The 17915-nt window shown below is 66.3% G+C and carries 19 protein-coding genes; 8 read left to right on the top strand and 11 right to left on the bottom strand.

Going from position 1 to position 17915, the window contains the following annotated elements:
* Positions 1–60 precede the first annotated feature (60 nt).
* Positions 61–591, top strand: coding sequence for a hypothetical protein (locus ATN00_RS02925; RefSeq protein ID WP_082635286.1), 531 nt, complete (start codon positions 61–63; stop codon positions 589–591).
* A 413-nt stretch (positions 592–1004) separates the two neighbouring features.
* Here ATN00_RS02925 and pheT read toward each other — a convergent pair whose 3' ends face one another.
* The 5 genes from pheT to rpmI form a co-directional block, all read right to left on the bottom strand.
* On the bottom strand, positions 1005–3395 hold the full coding sequence (pheT, locus tag ATN00_RS02920) for a phenylalanine--tRNA ligase subunit beta (protein WP_062061904.1): 2391 nt from the start codon (positions 3393–3395) through the stop codon (positions 1005–1007).
* A complete protein-coding gene (gene pheS / locus ATN00_RS02915; protein WP_062068322.1) occupies positions 3392–4483 on the bottom strand; it encodes a phenylalanine--tRNA ligase subunit alpha in 1092 nt (363 codons plus the stop codon). Before pheS ends, pheT begins: the two co-directional genes overlap by 4 nt.
* Positions 4484–4551: 68 nt before the next feature.
* A complete protein-coding gene (locus tag ATN00_RS02910) occupies positions 4552–5172 on the bottom strand; it encodes a LysE family translocator (protein WP_062061901.1) in 621 nt (206 codons plus the stop codon).
* Between the two features lie 220 nt (positions 5173–5392).
* Complete coding sequence (gene rplT, locus ATN00_RS02905) at positions 5393–5755, bottom strand: 50S ribosomal protein L20 (protein ID WP_062061898.1); 363 nt, start codon at positions 5753–5755, stop codon at positions 5393–5395.
* Between the two features lie 13 nt (positions 5756–5768).
* Positions 5769–5972 (bottom strand): 50S ribosomal protein L35, encoded by a 204-nt coding sequence (gene rpmI, locus ATN00_RS02900; protein WP_004208916.1) that lies wholly within the window; start codon positions 5970–5972, stop codon positions 5769–5771.
* A gap of 177 nt (positions 5973–6149) precedes the next feature.
* On the opposite strand from rpmI, the gene ATN00_RS02895 reads away from it, so the two are divergent.
* A complete protein-coding gene (locus tag ATN00_RS02895) occupies positions 6150–6722 on the top strand; it encodes an O-acetyl-ADP-ribose deacetylase (RefSeq protein ID WP_062061895.1) in 573 nt (190 codons plus the stop codon).
* Here the strand turns inward: ATN00_RS02895 and hisN are convergent.
* Positions 6719–7504, bottom strand: a complete 786-nt coding sequence (hisN, locus tag ATN00_RS02890; protein ID WP_062061892.1) for a histidinol-phosphatase — start codon at positions 7502–7504, stop codon at positions 6719–6721. The genes ATN00_RS02895 and hisN overlap by 4 nt on opposite strands.
* A 74-nt stretch (positions 7505–7578) precedes the next feature.
* On the opposite strand from hisN, the gene ATN00_RS02885 reads away from it, so the two are divergent.
* Both ATN00_RS02885 and ATN00_RS02880 read left to right on the top strand, forming a co-directional pair.
* The gene (locus ATN00_RS02885; protein ID WP_062061889.1) at positions 7579–8004 is read left to right on the top strand and encodes a VOC family protein; all 426 of its coding nucleotides are present in this window, start codon (positions 7579–7581) and stop codon (positions 8002–8004) included.
* A 58-nt stretch (positions 8005–8062) separates the two neighbouring features.
* Positions 8063–8299 (top strand): hypothetical protein, encoded by a 237-nt coding sequence (locus tag ATN00_RS02880; RefSeq protein WP_062061886.1) that lies wholly within the window; start codon positions 8063–8065, stop codon positions 8297–8299.
* A 36-nt stretch (positions 8300–8335) separates the two neighbouring features.
* On the opposite strand, the gene ATN00_RS02875 is transcribed toward ATN00_RS02880, so the two are convergent.
* Positions 8336–9271 carry a ribose-phosphate pyrophosphokinase gene (locus ATN00_RS02875; RefSeq protein WP_062061883.1) on the bottom strand — a complete coding sequence of 312 codons (936 nt, stop codon included), beginning with the start codon at positions 9269–9271 and terminating at the stop codon, positions 8336–8338.
* 119 nt (positions 9272–9390) lie between these two features.
* On the opposite strand from ATN00_RS02875, the gene ATN00_RS02870 reads away from it, so the two are divergent.
* The gene (locus ATN00_RS02870) at positions 9391–11046 is read left to right on the top strand and encodes an NAD+ synthase (protein WP_062061881.1); all 1656 of its coding nucleotides are present in this window, start codon (positions 9391–9393) and stop codon (positions 11044–11046) included.
* Between the two features lie 124 nt (positions 11047–11170).
* On the top strand, positions 11171–12505 hold the full coding sequence (gltX, locus tag ATN00_RS02865) for a glutamate--tRNA ligase (protein WP_062061878.1): 1335 nt from the start codon (positions 11171–11173) through the stop codon (positions 12503–12505).
* Here the strand turns inward: gltX and ATN00_RS02860 are convergent.
* The 4 genes from ATN00_RS02860 to hemC all read right to left on the bottom strand — a co-directional run bounded on the left by ATN00_RS02860 (position 12489) and on the right by hemC (position 15854).
* Positions 12489–13241: an esterase/lipase family protein gene (locus tag ATN00_RS02860; RefSeq protein ID WP_062061875.1), complete on the bottom strand. Its 753-nt coding sequence runs from the start codon at positions 13239–13241 to the stop codon at positions 12489–12491. The genes gltX and ATN00_RS02860 overlap by 17 nt on opposite strands.
* A 111-nt stretch (positions 13242–13352) precedes the next feature.
* Positions 13353–14252 (bottom strand): hypothetical protein, encoded by a 900-nt coding sequence (locus ATN00_RS02855; protein ID WP_197413657.1) that lies wholly within the window; start codon positions 14250–14252, stop codon positions 13353–13355.
* A 10-nt stretch (positions 14253–14262) separates the two neighbouring features.
* Positions 14263–14931, bottom strand: coding sequence for a uroporphyrinogen-III synthase (locus tag ATN00_RS02850; RefSeq protein ID WP_062061872.1), 669 nt, complete (start codon positions 14929–14931; stop codon positions 14263–14265).
* Positions 14928–15854 (bottom strand): hydroxymethylbilane synthase, encoded by a 927-nt coding sequence (gene hemC / locus ATN00_RS02845; protein WP_062061869.1) that lies wholly within the window; start codon positions 15852–15854, stop codon positions 14928–14930. Before hemC ends, ATN00_RS02850 begins: the two co-directional genes overlap by 4 nt.
* Before the next feature lie 44 nt (positions 15855–15898).
* Between hemC and tsaD the strand changes: the two genes are divergently transcribed.
* Entirely contained in the window at positions 15899–16933 is a 1035-nt protein-coding gene (tsaD, locus tag ATN00_RS02840; protein WP_062061866.1) for a tRNA (adenosine(37)-N6)-threonylcarbamoyltransferase complex transferase subunit TsaD, read from the top strand.
* The gene (locus ATN00_RS02835) at positions 16930–17901 is read left to right on the top strand and encodes an NAD(P)H-dependent glycerol-3-phosphate dehydrogenase (protein WP_062061863.1); all 972 of its coding nucleotides are present in this window, start codon (positions 16930–16932) and stop codon (positions 17899–17901) included. The genes tsaD and ATN00_RS02835 overlap by 4 nt, the downstream gene beginning before the upstream one ends.
* Positions 17902–17915: the final 14 nt, after the last annotated feature.

The raw sequence follows: 17915 nt of genomic DNA, 5'->3' as shown, positions 1-17915 counted from the left end.
CATTTCGAAACGGAACCTATTCGACGGTCCTTTTGTTCTTTTGGCAGGGAGATATGCATGATGAAGATGATTGGAACGGCTACGCTTTTTCTTGCGCTGGCCGTCCCTGCCTTCGCGCAGGAAAAGCCGGAAAAGAAGGACGACACGCTGAACAAGGCCGGTCAGATCGCTACCCAACCAGTGCGCGACATCGGTCTGGACAAGGACAAGATTCCCGAAGTGCTGCAAAGGGCGGTCGAATATCCCTATGCGCCCCCGGCCTCGCGCACCTGCAAGGCGCTCAATGCGGACATGACCGAACTGAATGGCGCGCTGGGAGCGGATTTCGTCGCCGACCGGCAGGAAAATGAAAACCGCACCGGGAAGATCGCCGAAGCGGTGGGTAGGACCATCGTCAACACGCTGATCCCCTTCCGCGGGCTGGTCCGCGAAGTCAGTGGCGCGGCCCCCGCTGAACGGCGGCTGGAAGCAGCGGTGGCGGCGGGCATAGCGCGGCGCGGCTATCTGCGCGGCATGGCGGTGGAGAAGGGATGCAAGATCACGGCAACCGTGCCCCCACCCCCGCCCAAGGAGGAGAAGGACCGCAAATAAGCGGCTCCTCCCTTGTCTTGGCGGTTGGGTGGCTTGCGGCCTTGCGATGGCTGTTATCGGCTATTTGCCAACCACCCACATCCGTTCGGGCTGAGCCTGTCGAAGCCTGTCCTGAGCGACGCCGCAGGGCGTCGAAGGGCCTTCCGCTGAGCAAAGCGAAGGGGCCTCCCTTACGCCCTTCGACTTCGCTCAGGGCGAACGAAGATGGGAATGGCGGACAGTCCGCAATCCACCATCACCGCCACTCAGAGCGCCCTTTCAGGAAAGGGGATGGGCGGACGCCGTCTTGTTGGCATGGGAGCGAACGCTCGATCCGAAGGAAGTCGATGTCCTCAACCCACTCAAACCGCCATCCAGCGCAGCGATGCAGGCACCATAACCGCCTATGCTCCGGGTCACAGGCGCATGCATCCCTATCCCCGCAACGTCCCGCCCAGCTTCTCTGCCGCTTTCACCACTGCGCTGCTGATCGCGTCCAGCTCTTCCTGAGAGAAGCTCTTTTCGCCCGGCTGCAACGTCACTTCGACGGCGAGCGACTTGTGCCCTTCCTCCACGCCCGGCCCGACGAACATATCGAACAGCCGCGCCTCGACAATGGCCTTCTTGTCCGCGCCCCGCACGGCGCGGACCAGCGCGTCGGCTTCCAGCGCCTGCGGGACGAGGAAGGCGAAGTCGCGCTTCACCGCCTGCAGCGCGGGCGGCGCATAGGGGGCACGCATGAAGCCCGTCCTGCGCTTCGTCGGGATCGCGTCGAGAAAGATCTCGCCCGCGACGACTGTGCCAGTCAGCCCGAACAGCCTGGCAAGGCTGGGGTGCAGCACGCCATATTCGGCCAGCACCGTCTTGGGGCCAAGCCGCAACGTGCCCGACTGGCCGGGATGATAGGCGCCCGACGCTTCGCCGAAGCTTTGCAGGTTCGCGACCGGCGCGCCGGCGGCGGCGAGCAGGGCGGTCACCTCGGCCTTTGCGTCATGCGCGCCGAACGGCTGCGCCTTGCCCGTCTGCCAGCCGCGGGGCGTCTTTTCGCCCGCCAGCACGAAGCCGACGGTGGCGCGTTCCCAGCTTCCATCCTTCTGGCCGGTGAAATAACGCCGTCCCAGTTCGAACAGCCGCACGGAGGTCGCGCCGCGATCCATGTTGCGCCGCGTGGCCGACAGCAGGCCGGGCAGCAGAGAGGGCCGCATGACCTTCAGCTCTTCGGAAATGGGGTTGGCCAGCGTCCAGTCGCCGCCGCCCACGGATGCGGCTTCCTTTTCGGAGAGGAACGACCAGTTGATCGCTTCGGCCAGCCCCCGTGCGGCGGCGGTGCGGCGCACGCGGCGCTCGACCATCTGTTCGGCGGTCGCAGTCGGCCGCGCCACGCCCGGCGCGCGGGGCAGGGGCGTGGAGGGCACCTTGTCCAGCCCTACGATCCGCACGACTTCCTCGACGATGTCGGGCCAGCCGTCCACGTCGCGCCGCCATGTCGGCACGGTGATCGTCCACGCGCCCGCCTCTCCGGCCACGCCGAAGCCAAGACTTTCCAATATGCGCTGCTGCTCGTCCGCGGCGACATCGACGCCCGCCAGCGCAAGGCATTGCGCCGGGTCGTAAGAGATCGTGCGGGGCGTCAGCGGCGGCGTCCCAGCGCGGGTCGGTTCGCTGGGCGTCCCGCCGCACAGCTTCACCACCAGATCGGTCGCGATCGACAGGCCGTCGTCCAGGAAGGCCGGGTCCACCCCGCGCTCGAACCGCCCGCGCGCGTCTGAGGTCAGCGCCAGTTTCTGCCCGGTGACGGCGATCCGCTCCGGCGTGAACCAGGCGCATTCGATCAGCACATCGGTCGTGGCGTCGGTGGCGCCCGAATGTTCGCCCCCCATGATGCCGCCAATGTCATGCACCGCCGCATCGTCGGCGATGACCGTCATCGTCTCGTCCACCGTATAGGTCTTGCCGTTGAGCGCCAGCACTTCCTCGCCCGCCTTGCCCTTGCGCGCGACAAGTCCGCCTTTCAGCGTCGCCATGTCGTAGACGTGCAGCGGTCGTCCCAGATCGATCATCACATAGTTGGTGATGTCGACCAGCGTGCTGATGGGCTTTTGCCCCACCGCTTTCAGCCGCCGCGCCATCCATTCGGGCGACCGGCCGTTGGCTACGCCCCGAACGGTCCGCGCGAAGAAGGCGGGACAGCCCTCGACATCGTCCGTCCGCACGTCCGGCCCCGGCCCTGAACCCTCGACCACCGGAATGGCGAGCGGCTTCATCGTCCCCAGCCCCGCCGCCGCCAGATCGCGCGCAATCCCGCGCACGCCCATGCAGTCCTGCCGGTTGGGCGTGATGCTCACGTCGATCACGGGGTCATCAAGCCCCGCCCATGTGGCATAGACCTGCCCCACCGGCGCGTCCTCGGCCAGTTCGATGATGCCGTCATGATCCTCGCCCAGTTCCAGCTCGCGGAAGGAGCACATCATGCCGTTCGATTCGATCCCGCGAATGGCGGTCTTTTTCAGCACCATGCCATTGACCGGCACCACCGCGCCTTCGACGCCGAACACGCCGACCAGCCCGGCCCGCGCATTGGGCGCGCCGCAGACCACCTGCAAGGGGTGCCCGTCGCCCTGATCGACGGTCAGCACCTGCAACTTGTCGGCCTGCGGATGGCGCTCTGCGGTCAGCACCTTCGCGATGCGGAACGCGCCAAGCTTTTCCGCCGGGTTTTCCACATCTTCGACCTCAAGGCCGATGTCGTTCAGCGTCTTGAGTATGGCGGACAGGTCCGCATCGGTATCCAGATGCGTCTTGAGCCAGGAAAGGGTGAACTTCATGCGCCGACTCCTCCGCTGAGCGTGGGAACATCCAGCGCGGAAAATCCATAATGCCGCAGCCAGCGCAGATCGCCGTCGAAGAAAGCGCGCAAGTCGTTCATCCCATATTTGAGCATCGCCAGCCGGTCGACGCCGGTGCCGAAGGCGAAGCCCTGCCATTCATCGGGGTCAAGTCCGCAGGCTTCGATCACGCGGCGGTTGACCATGCCGCTGCCCAGCACTTCCAGCCAGCCGCCGTCCGGCGCATCGCCGTCGCCGCCGATCACCCGTTGGCCGTTGGCCAGCGTATAGCCGACATCGACCTCCACCGACGGTTCGGTGAAGGGGAAATAGCTGGGGCGCAGGCGCAGCACGATATCCTCGCGCTCGAAGAATGCCTTGAGGAACGTTTCCAGCGTCCATTTGAGGTGGCCCAGCGTGATGCCCTTGTCGATCACCAGCCCTTCGATCTGGTGGAACATCGGCGTGTGCGTCGCGTCGCTGTCGGATCGATAGACGCGGCCCGGCGCGATGATGCGGATCGGCGGCGGCGTGGCCGTCATCGTGCGGATCTGCACCGGGGATGTGTGGGTGCGAAGCAGCATCTTCGTCCCGTCGGGCGCATCAGGGAAATAGAAAGTGTCGTGCATCGCCCGCGCCGGATGCGTCTCGGGAATGTTGAGCGCGGTGAAATTATGCCAGTCGTCCTCGATCTCCGGCCCGGTCGCGACGGAAAAGCCGAGGTCCGCGAAAATCTCCGCCAGTTCGTCCATCACCTGCGATACGGGATGCACCGACCCCTGCGGCCCGATGTCGGCGGGCAGGGTCATGTCGATCCGCTCCGACGCCAGCCGCGCGTCGAGCGCCGCCTGCTCCAGCGCCGCTTTCTTCTCGGCCAAGGCGGCGGTCACGGATTCGCGCAGATCCTGGATCGGGGGGCCTTTTTCCAGCCGTTCCTCCGGCGACATGGAACCCAGCGTCTTGAGCAGGCCTGTCACCACGCCATTCTTGCCCATGGCGCCGACACGCAGCGCCTCGACGGCTTCCAGCGTGTCGGCATTGTCGATATCGGCCAGCAGGCCCGCTTTGAGTGCGCTGATTTCGGTCATGATCTTCCCATAGCCCATGTGGCTGAACGTGCCCGCGCCTTAGCGGGGCGCGCGCGCCAAGAAAAGGGTCAGGCGCGCGTGCCCAGCAATGCGCCCCCAAAGCCGATGAACAATGCACCCGTCGCCCGGTTGAACAGCCGCTGCCGGTTCGCGGGCGCAAGCCAGCGCGCAAGGCGCATCCCGCCCAGCGCATAGGCCGCATACCAGAAGCTTTCGATGGCGACGAAACTGGCGATCAGGATCGCAAGCTGCGTCCAGAACGGCCGGTCCATGTCGATGAACTGGGGAAAGAGCGCGGCGGCGAAGATGATGAGCTTGGGATTGGAAAGGCCCGTCAGCAGTCCGCTCGCGAACAGCGCTCGCCCGGACCGGCCCGCCCTGGGCGCATGACCGTCCGCCGTTCCCACCGGCGCGCGCCACGCCTTGACCCCCAGCCACAGCAGATAGGCGACCCCGGCATAACGCAACATGTCGAACAGGCGTGGCGACGCCTTGAGCAAGGCCCCCAGTCCCAATGCCGATGCGGTCAGGCACAGCAGCACCGCGCTCATCAGGCCCATCATGGTGGCAACCGCGCGCTGCGGTCCGTGATGAATACTCTGCGTCATCACATGCAGCATGTTCGGGCCCGGCGTGGCCGAGATCAGGAAAACCGCCGTAACATACAGCCACCAGAGATGAAGCGACATGGACTGGTCCTCTCAAAGGCAGAAAGCAGGTGGCGGATCGCGGTTTCGGGCGGGGAGCGGAACGGCAGCTTTCCTCCGCCCTGCTCAGGGCGAACGGATGTTCATGTTTCGGCAAATGTCCGAAACTGGCCGCAACCCGCCCTTCCGGCCCTTCCCAAAACAAAAGGGCGCCGGAAGCTTCTGCCCCGGCGCCCTTTTTGCGATCGGATGATCGACTGGTTCAGGCCGCGGGCAGCGCAGCCTTCGCCTGGGCGATGATGGCGCTGAACGCCTCGCCTTCGTGCATCGCGATGTCGGCCAGAACCTTGCGGTCCAGCTCCACGCCGGCCAGCTTCAGGCCGTGCATGAACTGCGAATAGGTCAGGCCTTCCGCGCGAACACCGGCGTTGATGCGCTGGATCCACAGGCCACGGAAGGTCCGCTTCTTCACCTTGCGGTCGCGATAGGCGTACTGCCCGGCCTTTTCGACGGCCTGACGGGCGATGCGGATCGTGTTCTTGCGACGGCCATAATAGCCCTTCGCCTGTTGCAGAATCCTCTTATGCTTCGCCTTGGTGGTCGTGCCACGTTTTACGCGTGCCATGTGCCTCTACTCCTTACTTCAGGCCGTAGGGCGCCCAGAGGCGCACATGAGCCACGTCGGCATCGGACAGGACCGACGTGCCACGATTCTGGCGGATATATTTCGCATTGTGGCTGATCAGGCGGTGACGCTTGCCAGCGACGCCGTGCTTGACCTTGCCGGAAGCGGTGAACTTGAAGCGCTTCTTCACACCGCTCTTGGTCTTGAGCTTGGGCATTTTCGTCTCCTTTTTCAGCGCGACGATCTCGGACGGCCACGGCAGCCCTTTTTAGCCGGGCAGTCCTTCCTTAAATATCGCGAAGGGCGCGCCATAGTCACAAGGTGGCGGGAAAGCAAGTGATTCGGAATGTCTTGCCTGACCCGCTGCCCGCGCCGCTGGATAAGGAGCAGGCGGATGTCGGCGCAGACTATCCACGATCATGCGGTCGGCCGGGCGCGCTGGAGCGTGCTGACCGGCGACATCACCCGCTGCGAAGTGGACGCCATCGTCAACGCGGCGAACGGCACCTTGCAGGGCGGAGGCGGCGTGGATGGCGCGATCCATCGCGCCGCGGGGCCGGACCTGCTGGCCGAATGCCGCACGCTGGGCGAATGCCCGACCGGCGAGGCGCGGATCACCGGCGGCTATCGCCTGCCCGCGCGCCATGTGATCCATACCGTCGGCCCGGTGTGGCAGGGCGGGGATCGGGATGAAGCGCGCCTGCTCGCATCCTGCTATCGCGCGGTCTTTCACCTGGCGCGGGAAAATGGGCTGCATTCGCTCGCCTTTCCGGCGATTTCCACGGGCGCCCATGGGTTTCCCGGCAGCGTGGCCGCGCAGATCGCCGCTCGGACGGTGCATGAAGAACTCCGCGCGACGCCCGATTCCTTCCGGCATATCCTGTTCGTCTGTTTTGACGATCCGATGGCGGCGCTGTTCGACGCAGCCGTGCAGGACGCGACGGAAGGCTGCGATGGATGGGCCTAATGGCCTTCATGCCCCTGGGCGAGGGCTTCGATGATGTCGTCGACGCGAGCGGGGTCGCCCACCGCGATCACGCGCCCGTCGCTCTGTGCGTCGATGGGTTCCCCGGCCCAGTCGCACATGCGGCCGCCCGCCCCCTCCACCACCGGGACGAGCGCGGCGATGTCATGCAGCTTGAGGCCCGCCTCGACCACGATGTCGACATGGCCTGACGCGACAAGGCCGTAATTATAGCAGTCGCCGCCCCACACCGTGTCGCGGCATTGCCCGGCGAGGCGCGAGAAATGTTCGCCTGTGCAGCCGGGAAAATATTGCGGTCCGGTGCTGGCGACGATGGCTTCCTCCAGCGACCGGCAGGCGCGCGTCCTGACGGCCTTGCCGTTGAAGGTCGTCGGCTGTCCCGCCATCCCGGCCCAGCGTTCCTTCGCGATGGGCTGGTCGATGATGCCGACGGTCGGCCACCCCGCTTGCGTCAGCGCGATCAGCGTGCCGAAGATCGGCCGCCCCGCGACGAAGCTGCGTGTCCCGTCAATGGGATCGAGCACCCACACCCGCTCCGCATCCTCCCGCGTCGCGCCATATTCCTCGCCGATGATGCCGTCACTGGGACGTTCCTTTTCCAATATCGCGCGGATGGCGGCTTCGGCGGCCTTGTCGGCTTCCGTCACCGGCGACCTGTCCGACTTGAACTCCAGATCGAAGCGCGCGCGGAAGAAGGGGCGGATGGCTTCGCCGGCGGCATCGGCAAGGCGGTGGGCAAGGGTCAGGTCATCGCGGGTCGTCATGCGTTCCCGCCTAGCGGCAAAGCGGGCTTCGCGCTAGGCTGATGCAATCCCGAGTCCTGCCAGAGGAGGGCAAGATGCCCGGTTCACCCGTCATCCCGTGCCTGCGCTATGCCGCTGCGCCCGCGGCCATCGACTTTCTGTGCGACGCCTTCGGTTTCGAGCGTCACGCCGTTTATGAAGATGCCGACGATCCGGCCATTATCCATCACGCGCAACTGGTTCTGAACAGGGGCATGGTGATGCTGGGCAGTGTCAAGGACATGGAAAACGAATCACTCTACACATGGTCGACGGCGCGCGATCTGGGCGGCGTGACGGGCTGTGTCTATGTCGTGGTGCCCGATCCTGACGCCCATTGCCTCCACGCCCGCAATGCCGGTGCGGTCGTGGTGCAGGAACCGCAGGATAATGAGGGCTATCCGGGGCGCGGCTATACCGCGCTCGACCCGGAGGGCTATGTCTGGAGCTTCGGCAGCTATGATCCCTGGGTGGAGGCTTAAGGCTTCGGCAACCTCGCGCCGCTAGGCTCACCCCGCAAAGGCAAGGGGGCAAGCGCAGGTGGCGCTGATCGGCTGGATATTGAGCTTTATCTTCCTGTTCGCGGGGCTGGCGCTGCGGCAGGACATGCCGGACGGCGGATCGGGCATCTTGTCCACGCTGTTGCTGGCGATGGCGCTGCTGGCCTGCCCGATGCTCTGGCGCGACAGTCCGCTGGGCATTTCGCGCGGTCAGCGGATCGCCGCCGCGCTCATCCTGATCTTCAGCATGCCTTTGATCCTGTTGCCCACCGCCTGAAAAAGTCGCGCGGCGCGACTTTTCCCGCGCGACCGTTCAGTCGAACAGGCTGGAAACTGAGCTTTCGTCCGCAATCCGCTTCATCGCTTCGCCCAGCAGCGGGGCAATGGGCAGGTGGCGGATGCGACTGGCGTTGCACACGGCCTCGCTGCCCTGGATCGAATCGGTGATGACCAGTTCCCTGAGCGCGGAAGCTTCCACGCGCGCCACCGCACCGCCCGACAGCACGCCATGGGTCACATAGGCGGCGACCTCCTCGGCCCCCGCTTCCTTGAGCGCGGCGGCGGCGTTGCACAGCGTGCCCGCCGAATCGACGATATCGTCGATCAGCACGCAAAAGCGGCCTTTCACGTCGCCGATGATGTTCATGACTTCCGATTCGCCTGCCCGCTCGCGCCGTTTGTCGACGATGGCGAGGGGGGCGTTGTCCAGCCGCTTGGCGAGCGCGCGTGCGCGCACCACGCCGCCCACGTCGGGCGACACGACCATCAGGTTTCGGTCGCCGAAGCGGGCCTGGATGTCCGCCGACATGACCGGCGCGCCGAAGAGGTTGTCGGTCGGGATGTCGAAGAAGCCCTGTATCTGCCCCGCGTGCAGATCGACGGACAGGACGCGGTTGGCGCCCGCCGTGGTGATGAGGTTCGCGACCAGCTTGGCCGAGATCGGGGTGCGCGGGCCGGGTTTGCGGTCCTGCCGGGCATAGCCGAAATAGGGGACGACCGCCGTGATTCGCTTGGCCGACGCGCGTTTCAGCGCGTCGATCATGATGAGCAGTTCCATCAGATTATCATTGGTCGGATAGCTGGTGGATTGCAGCACGAACACATCTTCGCCCCGGACATTCTCATGGATTTCCACGAAAACCTCTTCGTCGGCGAAGCGGCGGACGCTGGCGTCGGTCAGGGGAATCTCGATATAGTCGGCGATGGCGGCTGCCAGCGGCTTGTTGGAATTGCCGGACATCAGCTTCATGGCGAAAACCCCGTGACGAAATGATGACGATAGCGGAAAATCGAGGCCCCTTTAGCGGCGCAAGTCCCCTGTGGAAAGGCGCTTTTGCGCCTTGCGATAAAATGCTCTAGGGCCGGCGCATGACGGACAAACTCGTGATCGCCCTGGCCCAGATGACGCAGAGCGTGGGCGACCTTGCGGCCAATGCCGATGCGATGCTGCAATGGCGGGAAAGGGCGGTGGGCGCGGACCTCATCGTCTATCCCGAATTGCAGCTGATCGGCTATCCGCCTGAAGATCTGGTGCTCAAACCAGCCCTGGTCGATCGCGCCAATCATGAACTGGACCGGCTGGCGCAGGCGACGGCGGATGGCGGCCCGGCCATGCTGGTGGGCACGGTGGTCGCTTCGCAAGGGGTGCTGTTCAATGTCGTGGCGCTGCTGGAAAATGGCGCGGTCACGGCGATCCGGCAAAAGCGCGAGCTGCCCAATTATGGGACGTTCGATGAAAAGCGCCTGTTCGCGCCCGGCCCGTTGCCCGCGCCGATCGACTTTCGCGGCGTCAGGCTGGGCGTGCCGATCTGCGAGGATATCTGGTTCCCCTTCGTCACCGCGCATCTGAGGGCCGAAGGGGCGGAAATCCTCATCAGCCCTAATGGCAGTCCCTATGAAATCGACAAGGACGATCGCCGGATCAATGCGGTCGCTGGAACGCGGGTGCGTGAAACCGGCCTGCCGCTGGTCTATGTGAACCGGGTCGGCGGGCAGGACGAACTGGTGTTCGACGGCGCCTCCTTCGTCATGAACGGCGATCTTTCCATCGCGCAGCAGCTTCCCGACTGGGAAGAGGCGCTGGTCCTGACGCAGTGGGAAAAATGGGACGGCCAATGGGTCTGCCTGCCCGGCGCGCTGCATGAACTCGATCCGCGCCCCGCCGACATCTACAATGCGATGGTGCTGGGGCTGCGCGATTATGTGAACCGCAACCGCTTTCCCGGCGTGGTGCTGGGCCTGTCAGGCGGCATCGATTCCGCGCTTTCCGCTGCCGTGGCGGTCGATGCGCTGGGCGCGGACCGGGTGTGGTGCGTGATGATGCCCTCGCGCTTCACCAGCCAGGACAGTCTCGAAGACGGCGAGGCATGCGCCAGGCTGCTCGGCGTCCGCTATGACAGGATTCCCATCGAACCGGCGGTCGGCGCGTTCGACGCGATGCTGGCGGACGTGTTTCACGATAGTCAGCGCGACCTGACCGAAGAGAATATCCAGTCGCGCATCCGCGGCGTCACGCTGATGGCGCTCTCCAACAAATTCGGTCACATGCTGCTCACCACCGGCAACAAGAGCGAGATGTCGGTCGGTTACGCTACCATCTATGGCGACATGGCGGGCGGCTATTCGGTGTTGAAGGACGCCTACAAGACCACGGTGTTCGACCTGTCGCGCTGGCGGAACGGGAATGTGCCATCGCTTGGCCTTGGCCCCTCCGGTCCGGTCATGCCCGAACGCGTGATCACCAAGCCGCCCACGGCCGAACTGCGCGACAATCAGAAGGATGAGGACAGCCTGCCGCCCTATGAGGTGCTGGACCCCATCCTCTACGGCCTTGTCGAGGAAGAGCTGTCGGTCGAGCAACTGGTCGCGCGCGGTTTCGACCGCGACACCGTGGCCCGGATCGAGCGGCTGCTCTATATCGCCGAATATAAGCGGCGCCAGGCTCCACCCGGGGTAAAGCTGGGCACCCGCAATTTCGGGCGCGATCGCCGCTATCCGATCACCAACGCCTTCCGCACCTTGTAAGTCACTGGAAAAGGCCATTCGTCCTGAGTAGCCATCGGGCTTGTCGACATGGCGTATCGAAGGATGCTTCGATATGGGACTTCGACTTCGCTCCGCATCTCCTCGGCACGAACGGGAAATAGATATGACCGTCATCACCCGTTTCGCGCCGTCGCCGACCGGCCATCTCCATGTCGGCAATATCCGCGCGGCGCTCCACAACTGGCTGTGGGCGCGCAGGAGCGGGGGGCAATTCCTGCTGCGGCTGGACGATACCGATCTGGAACGCTCGCGCCCGGAATATGTCGAGGCCATCCGCGCGGACCTCCAATGGCTGGGCCTCGCATGGGATGGCGAAGCGCGCCAGTCCGACCGCTTCGCCCTTTATGAGGAAAAGTTCGAGGCGTTGAAGGTGTCGGGCCATGTCTATCCGGCCTATGAAACGCAGCAGGAACTGGAGCTTCGCCGCAAGATACTGCTGGGGCGCGGCCTGCCCCCGGTCTATGATCGCGCGGCGCTGACCCTGACGGCGGAACAGATTGCTGCTCATGAAGCGGAAGGGCGCAGGCCCCATTGGCGCTTCAAGCTCGACCATGCCCAGCCCATCGTCTGGACCGACCTGATCCGGGGCGATCAGCAGTTCGATCCGAAGCTGCTGTCCGATCCCGTGATCCGCCGCGCCGATGGTTCATGGCTCTATATGTTGCCCTCGGTCATTGATGACATGGCCATGGGCGTGACCCATGTGCTGCGCGGCGAGGATCATGTCTCCAACACCGCCGCGCAGATTCAGATGTTCGCTGCCCTCGGCGCGCCGCTCCCCGCCTTCGCGCATGAGGCGCTGCTGACCGGCAGCGAGGGAAAGCTGTCCAAGCGCCTCGGTTCGCTCGGCGTGGCGCATTTCCGTGAAGCGGGGCTGGAGCCGATGGCCGTCCTGTCCCTGCTCGCACGTCTGGGCAGCAGCATGGCCATCGAACCCTTCACCGATGTGCAGCCGTTGATCGACAGCTTCGATTTCGCCCATTTCGGCCGCGCGCCGGCGCGATTCGATGAAGCGGAACTGGCGAGCCTCAATCAGAAGATCGTGCATATGCTGCCCTATGCGGCTGTGGTCGACCGTCTGCCCGATGGCATGGGGGAAGCGGCATGGGAAGCGATCCGCCCCAATCTGGAAACCATAGGGCAGGCCGCCGACTGGTGGCGCATCGTCACCGGGCCGTTCGAAGCGCCCGCGCCGGATATGGAGGATCGCGATTTTCTGTCCACAGCGCATCGCCTTCTGGCGGATATGGATTTCGACGGCGGTGCGTGGCGCGCCCTGACCGAAGCGCTCAAGGGCCAAACGGGCCGCAAGGGCAAGGCGCTGTTCCTGCCCCTGCGGCGGGCGTTGACGGGCATGGACCACGGCCCGGACATGGGCCAGATGCTCTCGCTGATCGGGAAAGAAGCGGCATTGGCGCGGCTCAGTTCGGGCGCATAGCCTCCAGCGCGTGGCCCACCGCCAAAATGCCTTCGGGCGCGGCGGCGAAACCCATATGGGTGCAATCGACCTCGATCGCCCGGTCGCGCTCGCCTTTTCGTCCCCGCGCGCATTCGGGCAGGATCACGCCGTCGCGGGCTGACCACAGCGCCACGGTCGGCACGGGCGGTTTTTCCTCGCGGCGGCAGGCGAAGGGCGGGTCATCTACGGAAAATCCCGAAACCAGTTGATAAAGCCGCCATGCGTGATTGGCGCGGGGATCGCCGGAAAAGGGCGTGCCCATCGTCACCACCCCGCCGACCTTGTGGGTCGCGAACTTCGCATATTCGCGCGCGAACAGTCCGCCAAGGCTCCATCCCACCAGCGTCACCGGTGCGCCGCTAGAGCGGCGGATGGCGTCGACGCGCCGGTCGATCTGTTCCAGACTATCGGGGCGCGGCCCCAGATTGCGGCCCAATCCCCAGCCATGCGCGTCGAAACCGGCAGCGTTCAGCACATCGCGGAGCGGCTCCATCCGCCGTTCCGCCGCCATCAGGCCGGGGATCAGCAGCACATGCCGGCCATCGCCCCGAAGCGCCCCGGCCAATGCAGGCAGGCTTTTTCTGGTGCGCGCCATGTCGAAGGGAAGCGCCGCATTGCCCAGCAGATGCGGGAGCGGCGGACGCATGGCCGGTTTGGGATTGCCCGGGAAACGGCCCTTCCAGAAATTCGCGATGGCGTCCGCATAGGGAGGCACGATAATGTGATCCTTCTCAGCCCAAGGGCAAAGGTGACATTCTCGTGACAAACGCGGCAGCCGTCCATCGGTTTCACCGCAGGCTGAACTCGATTCGGCGTTTGTGACAGATCAGGGTGCGGGGGGTGCGGCCTGTCCCATGGCGCTTTCGCCCGTTCCACGCAACTGGCGCGGTTCCAATATGGCCGCCGTTTCGATAAGATCGAGCGCCCGGCGCGCCTCCAGATAACGTCGCGCCAGTTCGATCCACCGATCCGCGGTGGCGCGGTCGGGCATGCGCTGCACTTCCAGCAGCGCCGCGTCGACGCGGCCCGCATCCATATCGTGAATGGCGCGATCCATCGCCGCCTGCGGACGCGGCGAAGGCGTGGATGCCTTGCGAATGGTGATCAGTTCGCGCGCTTCATGTTCCAGTGCCTGCCACCAGCTTGCGTCGCGCGGCGGGGATGTCACCTCGCCAGCGATGCTGGTCAGGCCGCCGCGCAGGTCGCCCAGCGTCACCGGCTCCCGCGCGGCATTGATGATCGTGGCGACGGCGCGCGGTTGCGCCTGTCCGAAACGCAGGCGCAACTGGCCCTCGATATAGCCGAGCGGCGCGCCGTTATCGAGCGCCCGCCGCGCCGCGAAGGCGACCAGCAGCCCCTCCGCGCGGGTCGCATTGCCGGACGCGGCCTGCGCTTCCACGGTAATGCGGTTCAGCCTTTCTTCCAGTTGCACCACGCGGCTGTCGAGCATCTGGGCGGCATCCGCGCTCAAGGGCCCCATGGCGGTTGCGGAGGACAGGGCCGGGCCGCCCGGCAGCGATGCGGCCGCCTGAAGCTGCGCGGTTGGCGTCATCCAGCGTTTCTGGATCAGCGGCATCGTCCAGATGGTCAGCGCGACGCCAATGGCGAAGGCCAGCAGCAAAAGGATCAGCATCAGCCATGGAACCCGACCACGCGCCTGCGGCGGGGGTGGCGGAGGGGCGATCACGACGCTTTCCGGTTCGCTCATCGGCGGCTTTTCTTCCATGTCGGGCAGTTCATTCGCACAATCGGCGGGCAAGAGCCAGCATCCTGTCATCATCGGGCCGCTCGGCCGCCTGAACGCTGGCCCAGCCCTCGCCGCAGGCTGCCAGCGCCGCGTCACTGATGGCGACAATATGCAGCCTTCCGCGCCGCTCTTCCGCGATCAGCGCGGACAGCCGCTTTCCCGCGCGCGGTGAATGGACCATCAGAACCGCTTCTCCGCCGGTAAGCCCGTTCAGCCCGTCCGCCGCCGTTTCGATCATGGCATAGACGGCGATCGCGTGAAGGGTGAGCGGCCCCGGCTCTATGGACGCGGTGTCGACCCCACCGGGATGGAGCACGGTTCGATAGCCATCCGCCGCGATCCGCGCGGCAATGGCGCTGCCATCGGTTTCGCCCGCCGTCACGGCGTCGAAGCCCGCCGCCTCCATCGCCGTCGCCGTTGCGCCGCCCACGGCATAGGCGGGCAGGGCGCGATACTGGTCCAGTTGCGGACCGGCCATCCGCACGGTTTGCGCGCTGGTCAGCAGCAAGGCGTCGAACCGCCCCGGCGATGGCGCGACCCAATCCAGCGCCCGCGCCTCGAAAAGAGGGCAGAGACGAGCGGTCAGGCCCATGCGCGCGGCCCGCGCCGCCGTCCTGCCCGCCCCCGGTTCGGGCCGCAGGATGATGAGCGGCCTCACGCTTCGAACAGGGCGCGCAGGGCGGGGCTGGCGCGATCCAGCAGCGCCCGGCCCATCGCCTCCCCCGCTTCCTGGTCGCCGCGTGCGATCCGTGCTTCTTCGGCCACTCTTTCCTGCCCGTCCGCGCTCAATATCTCGGCACGCAGGTGAAGGGCGGCTCCGTCCACCACGGCCAGCGCCGCGATGGGGGAATGACATGTGCCGCCCAGCCCTTTCAGCACAGCGCGTTCCGCCATCACGCAGTCGAATGTATCGCTATCGTTGATCGCGGCGAGCAGATCCAGCATCGCCCTGTTTTCGCTCAGCGTTTCGATCCCCACCGCGCCCTGCGAAGGGGCGGGCAGCATGATGTCGAGGGGAATGAGAGCGCCCACATCGCTCTGCCCCAGCCGGTCCAGCCCGGCGGCGGCCAGCAGCGTCGCATGGGCCTCCCCCGCCGCCAGCTTGCCAAGGCGCGTGGCGACATTGCCCCGGAACAATATGATCCGCGCATCGGGCCGCAATCGCCGGACCTGCGCGGCGCGGCGGGGGGAACTGGTGCCGATCACCGGACCGGCGGGCAGCGCGTCGAAACTCTCCGCGCCGATCAGCTTGTCGCGCACATCCGCGCGGGGCAGCATGGCGGCGATGCGGATGGCGCCGGGGCGGATCGTCTCCACATCCTTCATCGAATGGACGGCAAAGTCGATCTCGCCCTCCACCAGCGCCCGGTCCAGTTCCTTGGTCCACAGCGCCTTGCCGCCGATCTCCGCCAGCGCCCGATCCTGAATCCGGTCGCCGCTGGTCTGGACGATCACCGTTTCGATCGCCTGCTGCGGCCAGCCGGAATGGGCGCATAAAGCCTGCGCCGTCATGCGCGCCTGCGCCAGCGCGAGCGGGGAGCCTCTGGTGCCGAGGCGCAATGGTCGATCACTTCCTGTCATATGCGGCTTGCTCTAATGGCCGGGCGCATTAGATGGAAGCGGCAATGACGATCATCCTCGGTCTGGAATCAAGCTGCGACGAAACCGCGGCGGCGCTGGTGACAGCCGAGGGGAAGATCCTTGCCCACCGCCTCGCCACGCAGGAGGACGCGCATCGTCCCTATGGCGGCGTCGTGCCCGAAATCGCGGCCCGCGCGCATGTGGAGGCGCTGGCCCCCCTGGTGGAGGCCGCGCTTGCCGATGCGGAACTGACGCTGGACGATGTGGACGTGATCGCGGCGACGGCGGGGCCGGGCCTGATCGGCGGGGTCATGGTCGGCCTCGTCACCGGCAAGGCGCTGGCCCATGCGGCGGGCAAGCCCCTGGTGGCGGTCAACCATCTGGAGGGTCACGCGCTCTCCCCGCGCCTTGCCGATCCGTCGCTGCAATTCCCCTATCTGCTGCTGCTGGTGTCGGGCGGCCATTGCCAGTTGCTCCATGTGCGCGGCCCCGGCGATTATGCGCGCCTCGCCACCACCATCGACGATGCGGCGGGCGAAGCCTTCGACAAGACGGCGAAGCTGCTCGGCCTGGGCTTTCCCGGCGGCCCGGCGGTGGAGAAGGCGGCGGCAAAGGGAAATCCCCGCGCCGTGCCGCTGCCGCGCCCTCTGCTGGGCACGGACGATCCGCATTTCTCCTTCGCGGGCCTCAAAAGCGCCGTCATGCGCGCCGCCCAATCGGGCCAGCACAATTCGGAGGATATCGCCGCCAGCTTCCAGCAGGCCGTGGTCGATTGCTTGATCGACCGCACCCGTCGCGCTTTGAAGGCCAGCCCCGGCATCACCGCTCTGGTCGTCGCGGGCGGGGTCGCCGCCAATCAGGCGGTGCGCGGCGCGCTGACCGCGCTGGCGGGCGAGTTCGACCTGCCCTTCGTCGCGCCGCCGCTCTGGCTTTGCACCGACAATGCGGCGATGATCGCCTGGGCCGGGGCGGAGCGTTATGCGGCGGGTTTGGTGGACGATCTTTCCATTCCGGCCCGGCCGCGCTGGCCGCTCGACCCGGATGCGGAAAAGGCGCGCGGCGCGGGGGTGAAAGCATGAAGGCAGGCGTGATCGGTGCGGGCGCATGGGGCACGGCGCTGGCGCAATTGCTGGCCGCCGATGGAGCGCATGTGCGGCTCTGGGCGCTGGAGCCGGAAGTCGTGGAGGCGGTGAACCGCGACCGTGCCAATCCGCTCTATTTGCCCGACATCCCGCTGAACGCCGGGATCGAGGCGACCAGCGACATGGCCGACATGGCCGACCGCGATCTGCTGCTCGTCGTCTGCCCCGCCCAGCATCTGCGGAGCGTCGTGGCGCAGGCGCCTGCGGGCGTGCCGCTGATCCTCTGTTCCAAGGGGATCGAAGCGGGCACCCATTTGCTGATGTCGGAGGTTGCCGCGCAGGCGCAGCCCCAATCGCCCATCGCCGTCCTCTCCGGCCCGACCTTCGCCAGCGAAGTGGCAAAAGGCCTGCCTACGGCCATCACCCTGGCCTGCGCGGATGCGGCGCTTGCCGCGCGCATCGCGGCGCGGATCGCGCGCCCGGCCTTCCGCCCCTATCTCTCGGACGATGTGATCGGCGCGGAGATCGGCGGCGCGGTCAAGAACGTCCTCGCCATCGCCTGCGGCGTCGCGGAAGGAGCGGGGCTGGGCCTTAACGCCCGCGCCGCGCTCATCAGCCGGGGCTTTGCGGAAATGACGCGCTTTGGCCTTGCGCGGGGCGCGCGGGCGGAAACGCTGGCGGGGCTTTCCGGGCTGGGCGATTTGGTGCTGACCTGTTCCTCCACCAACTCGCGCAACTTCTCTTTGGGCAAGGGATTGGGCGAGGGGCAGCCCGCCGCCGCGCTGCTCGCCCATCGGCGCACCGTGGCGGAAGGGGCGTTCACCGCGCCCGTGCTGCGCGAAGCCGCCCGCGCATCGGGCGTCGAAATGCCGGTGGTGGAGGCGGTTTGCGCCCTGCTGGAGGATGCCGCGCCCTTGCCGCAGGTGATCGACGCGCTGCTCGCCCGCCCGATCCGCGCGGAATAAGTTCGCCGCGCTGC

The organism is Sphingobium baderi, from assembly GCF_001456115.1.
Taxonomy (GTDB): Bacteria; Pseudomonadota; Alphaproteobacteria; order Sphingomonadales; family Sphingomonadaceae; genus Sphingobium; species Sphingobium baderi_A.
Note: the sequence above shows the minus strand (reverse complement) of the source record. Positions and strands in the feature narration are given on the sequence as shown.

Coding starts and splice junctions, on each gene's coding strand:
- ATN00_RS02925 (WP_082635286.1), top strand. CDS start 61: ATGAAGATGATTGGAACGGCTACGCTTTTTCTTGCGCTGGCCGTCCCT.
- pheT (WP_062061904.1), bottom strand. CDS start 3,395: ATGAAGTTCACCCTTTCCTGGCTCAAGACGCATCTGGATACCGATGCG.
- pheS (WP_062068322.1), bottom strand. CDS start 4,483: ATGACCGAAATCAGCGCACTCAAAGCGGGCCTGCTGGCCGATATCGAC.
- ATN00_RS02910 (WP_062061901.1), bottom strand. CDS start 5,172: ATGTCGCTTCATCTCTGGTGGCTGTATGTTACGGCGGTTTTCCTGATC.
- rplT (WP_062061898.1), bottom strand. CDS start 5,755: ATGGCACGCGTAAAACGTGGCACGACCACCAAGGCGAAGCATAAGAGG.
- rpmI (WP_004208916.1), bottom strand. CDS start 5,972: ATGCCCAAGCTCAAGACCAAGAGCGGTGTGAAGAAGCGCTTCAAGTTC.
- ATN00_RS02895 (WP_062061895.1), top strand. CDS start 6,150: ATGTCGGCGCAGACTATCCACGATCATGCGGTCGGCCGGGCGCGCTGG.
- hisN (WP_062061892.1), bottom strand. CDS start 7,504: ATGACGACCCGCGATGACCTGACCCTTGCCCACCGCCTTGCCGATGCC.
- ATN00_RS02885 (WP_062061889.1), top strand. CDS start 7,579: ATGCCCGGTTCACCCGTCATCCCGTGCCTGCGCTATGCCGCTGCGCCC.
- ATN00_RS02875 (WP_062061883.1), bottom strand. CDS start 9,271: ATGAAGCTGATGTCCGGCAATTCCAACAAGCCGCTGGCAGCCGCCATC.
- ATN00_RS02870 (WP_062061881.1), top strand. CDS start 9,391: ATGACGGACAAACTCGTGATCGCCCTGGCCCAGATGACGCAGAGCGTG.
- gltX (WP_062061878.1), top strand. CDS start 11,171: ATGACCGTCATCACCCGTTTCGCGCCGTCGCCGACCGGCCATCTCCAT.
- ATN00_RS02855 (WP_197413657.1), bottom strand. CDS start 14,252: ATGGAAGAAAAGCCGCCGATGAGCGAACCGGAAAGCGTCGTGATCGCC.
- hemC (WP_062061869.1), bottom strand. CDS start 15,854: ATGACAGGAAGTGATCGACCATTGCGCCTCGGCACCAGAGGCTCCCCG.
- tsaD (WP_062061866.1), top strand. CDS start 15,899: ATGACGATCATCCTCGGTCTGGAATCAAGCTGCGACGAAACCGCGGCG.
- ATN00_RS02835 (WP_062061863.1), top strand. CDS start 16,930: ATGAAGGCAGGCGTGATCGGTGCGGGCGCATGGGGCACGGCGCTGGCG.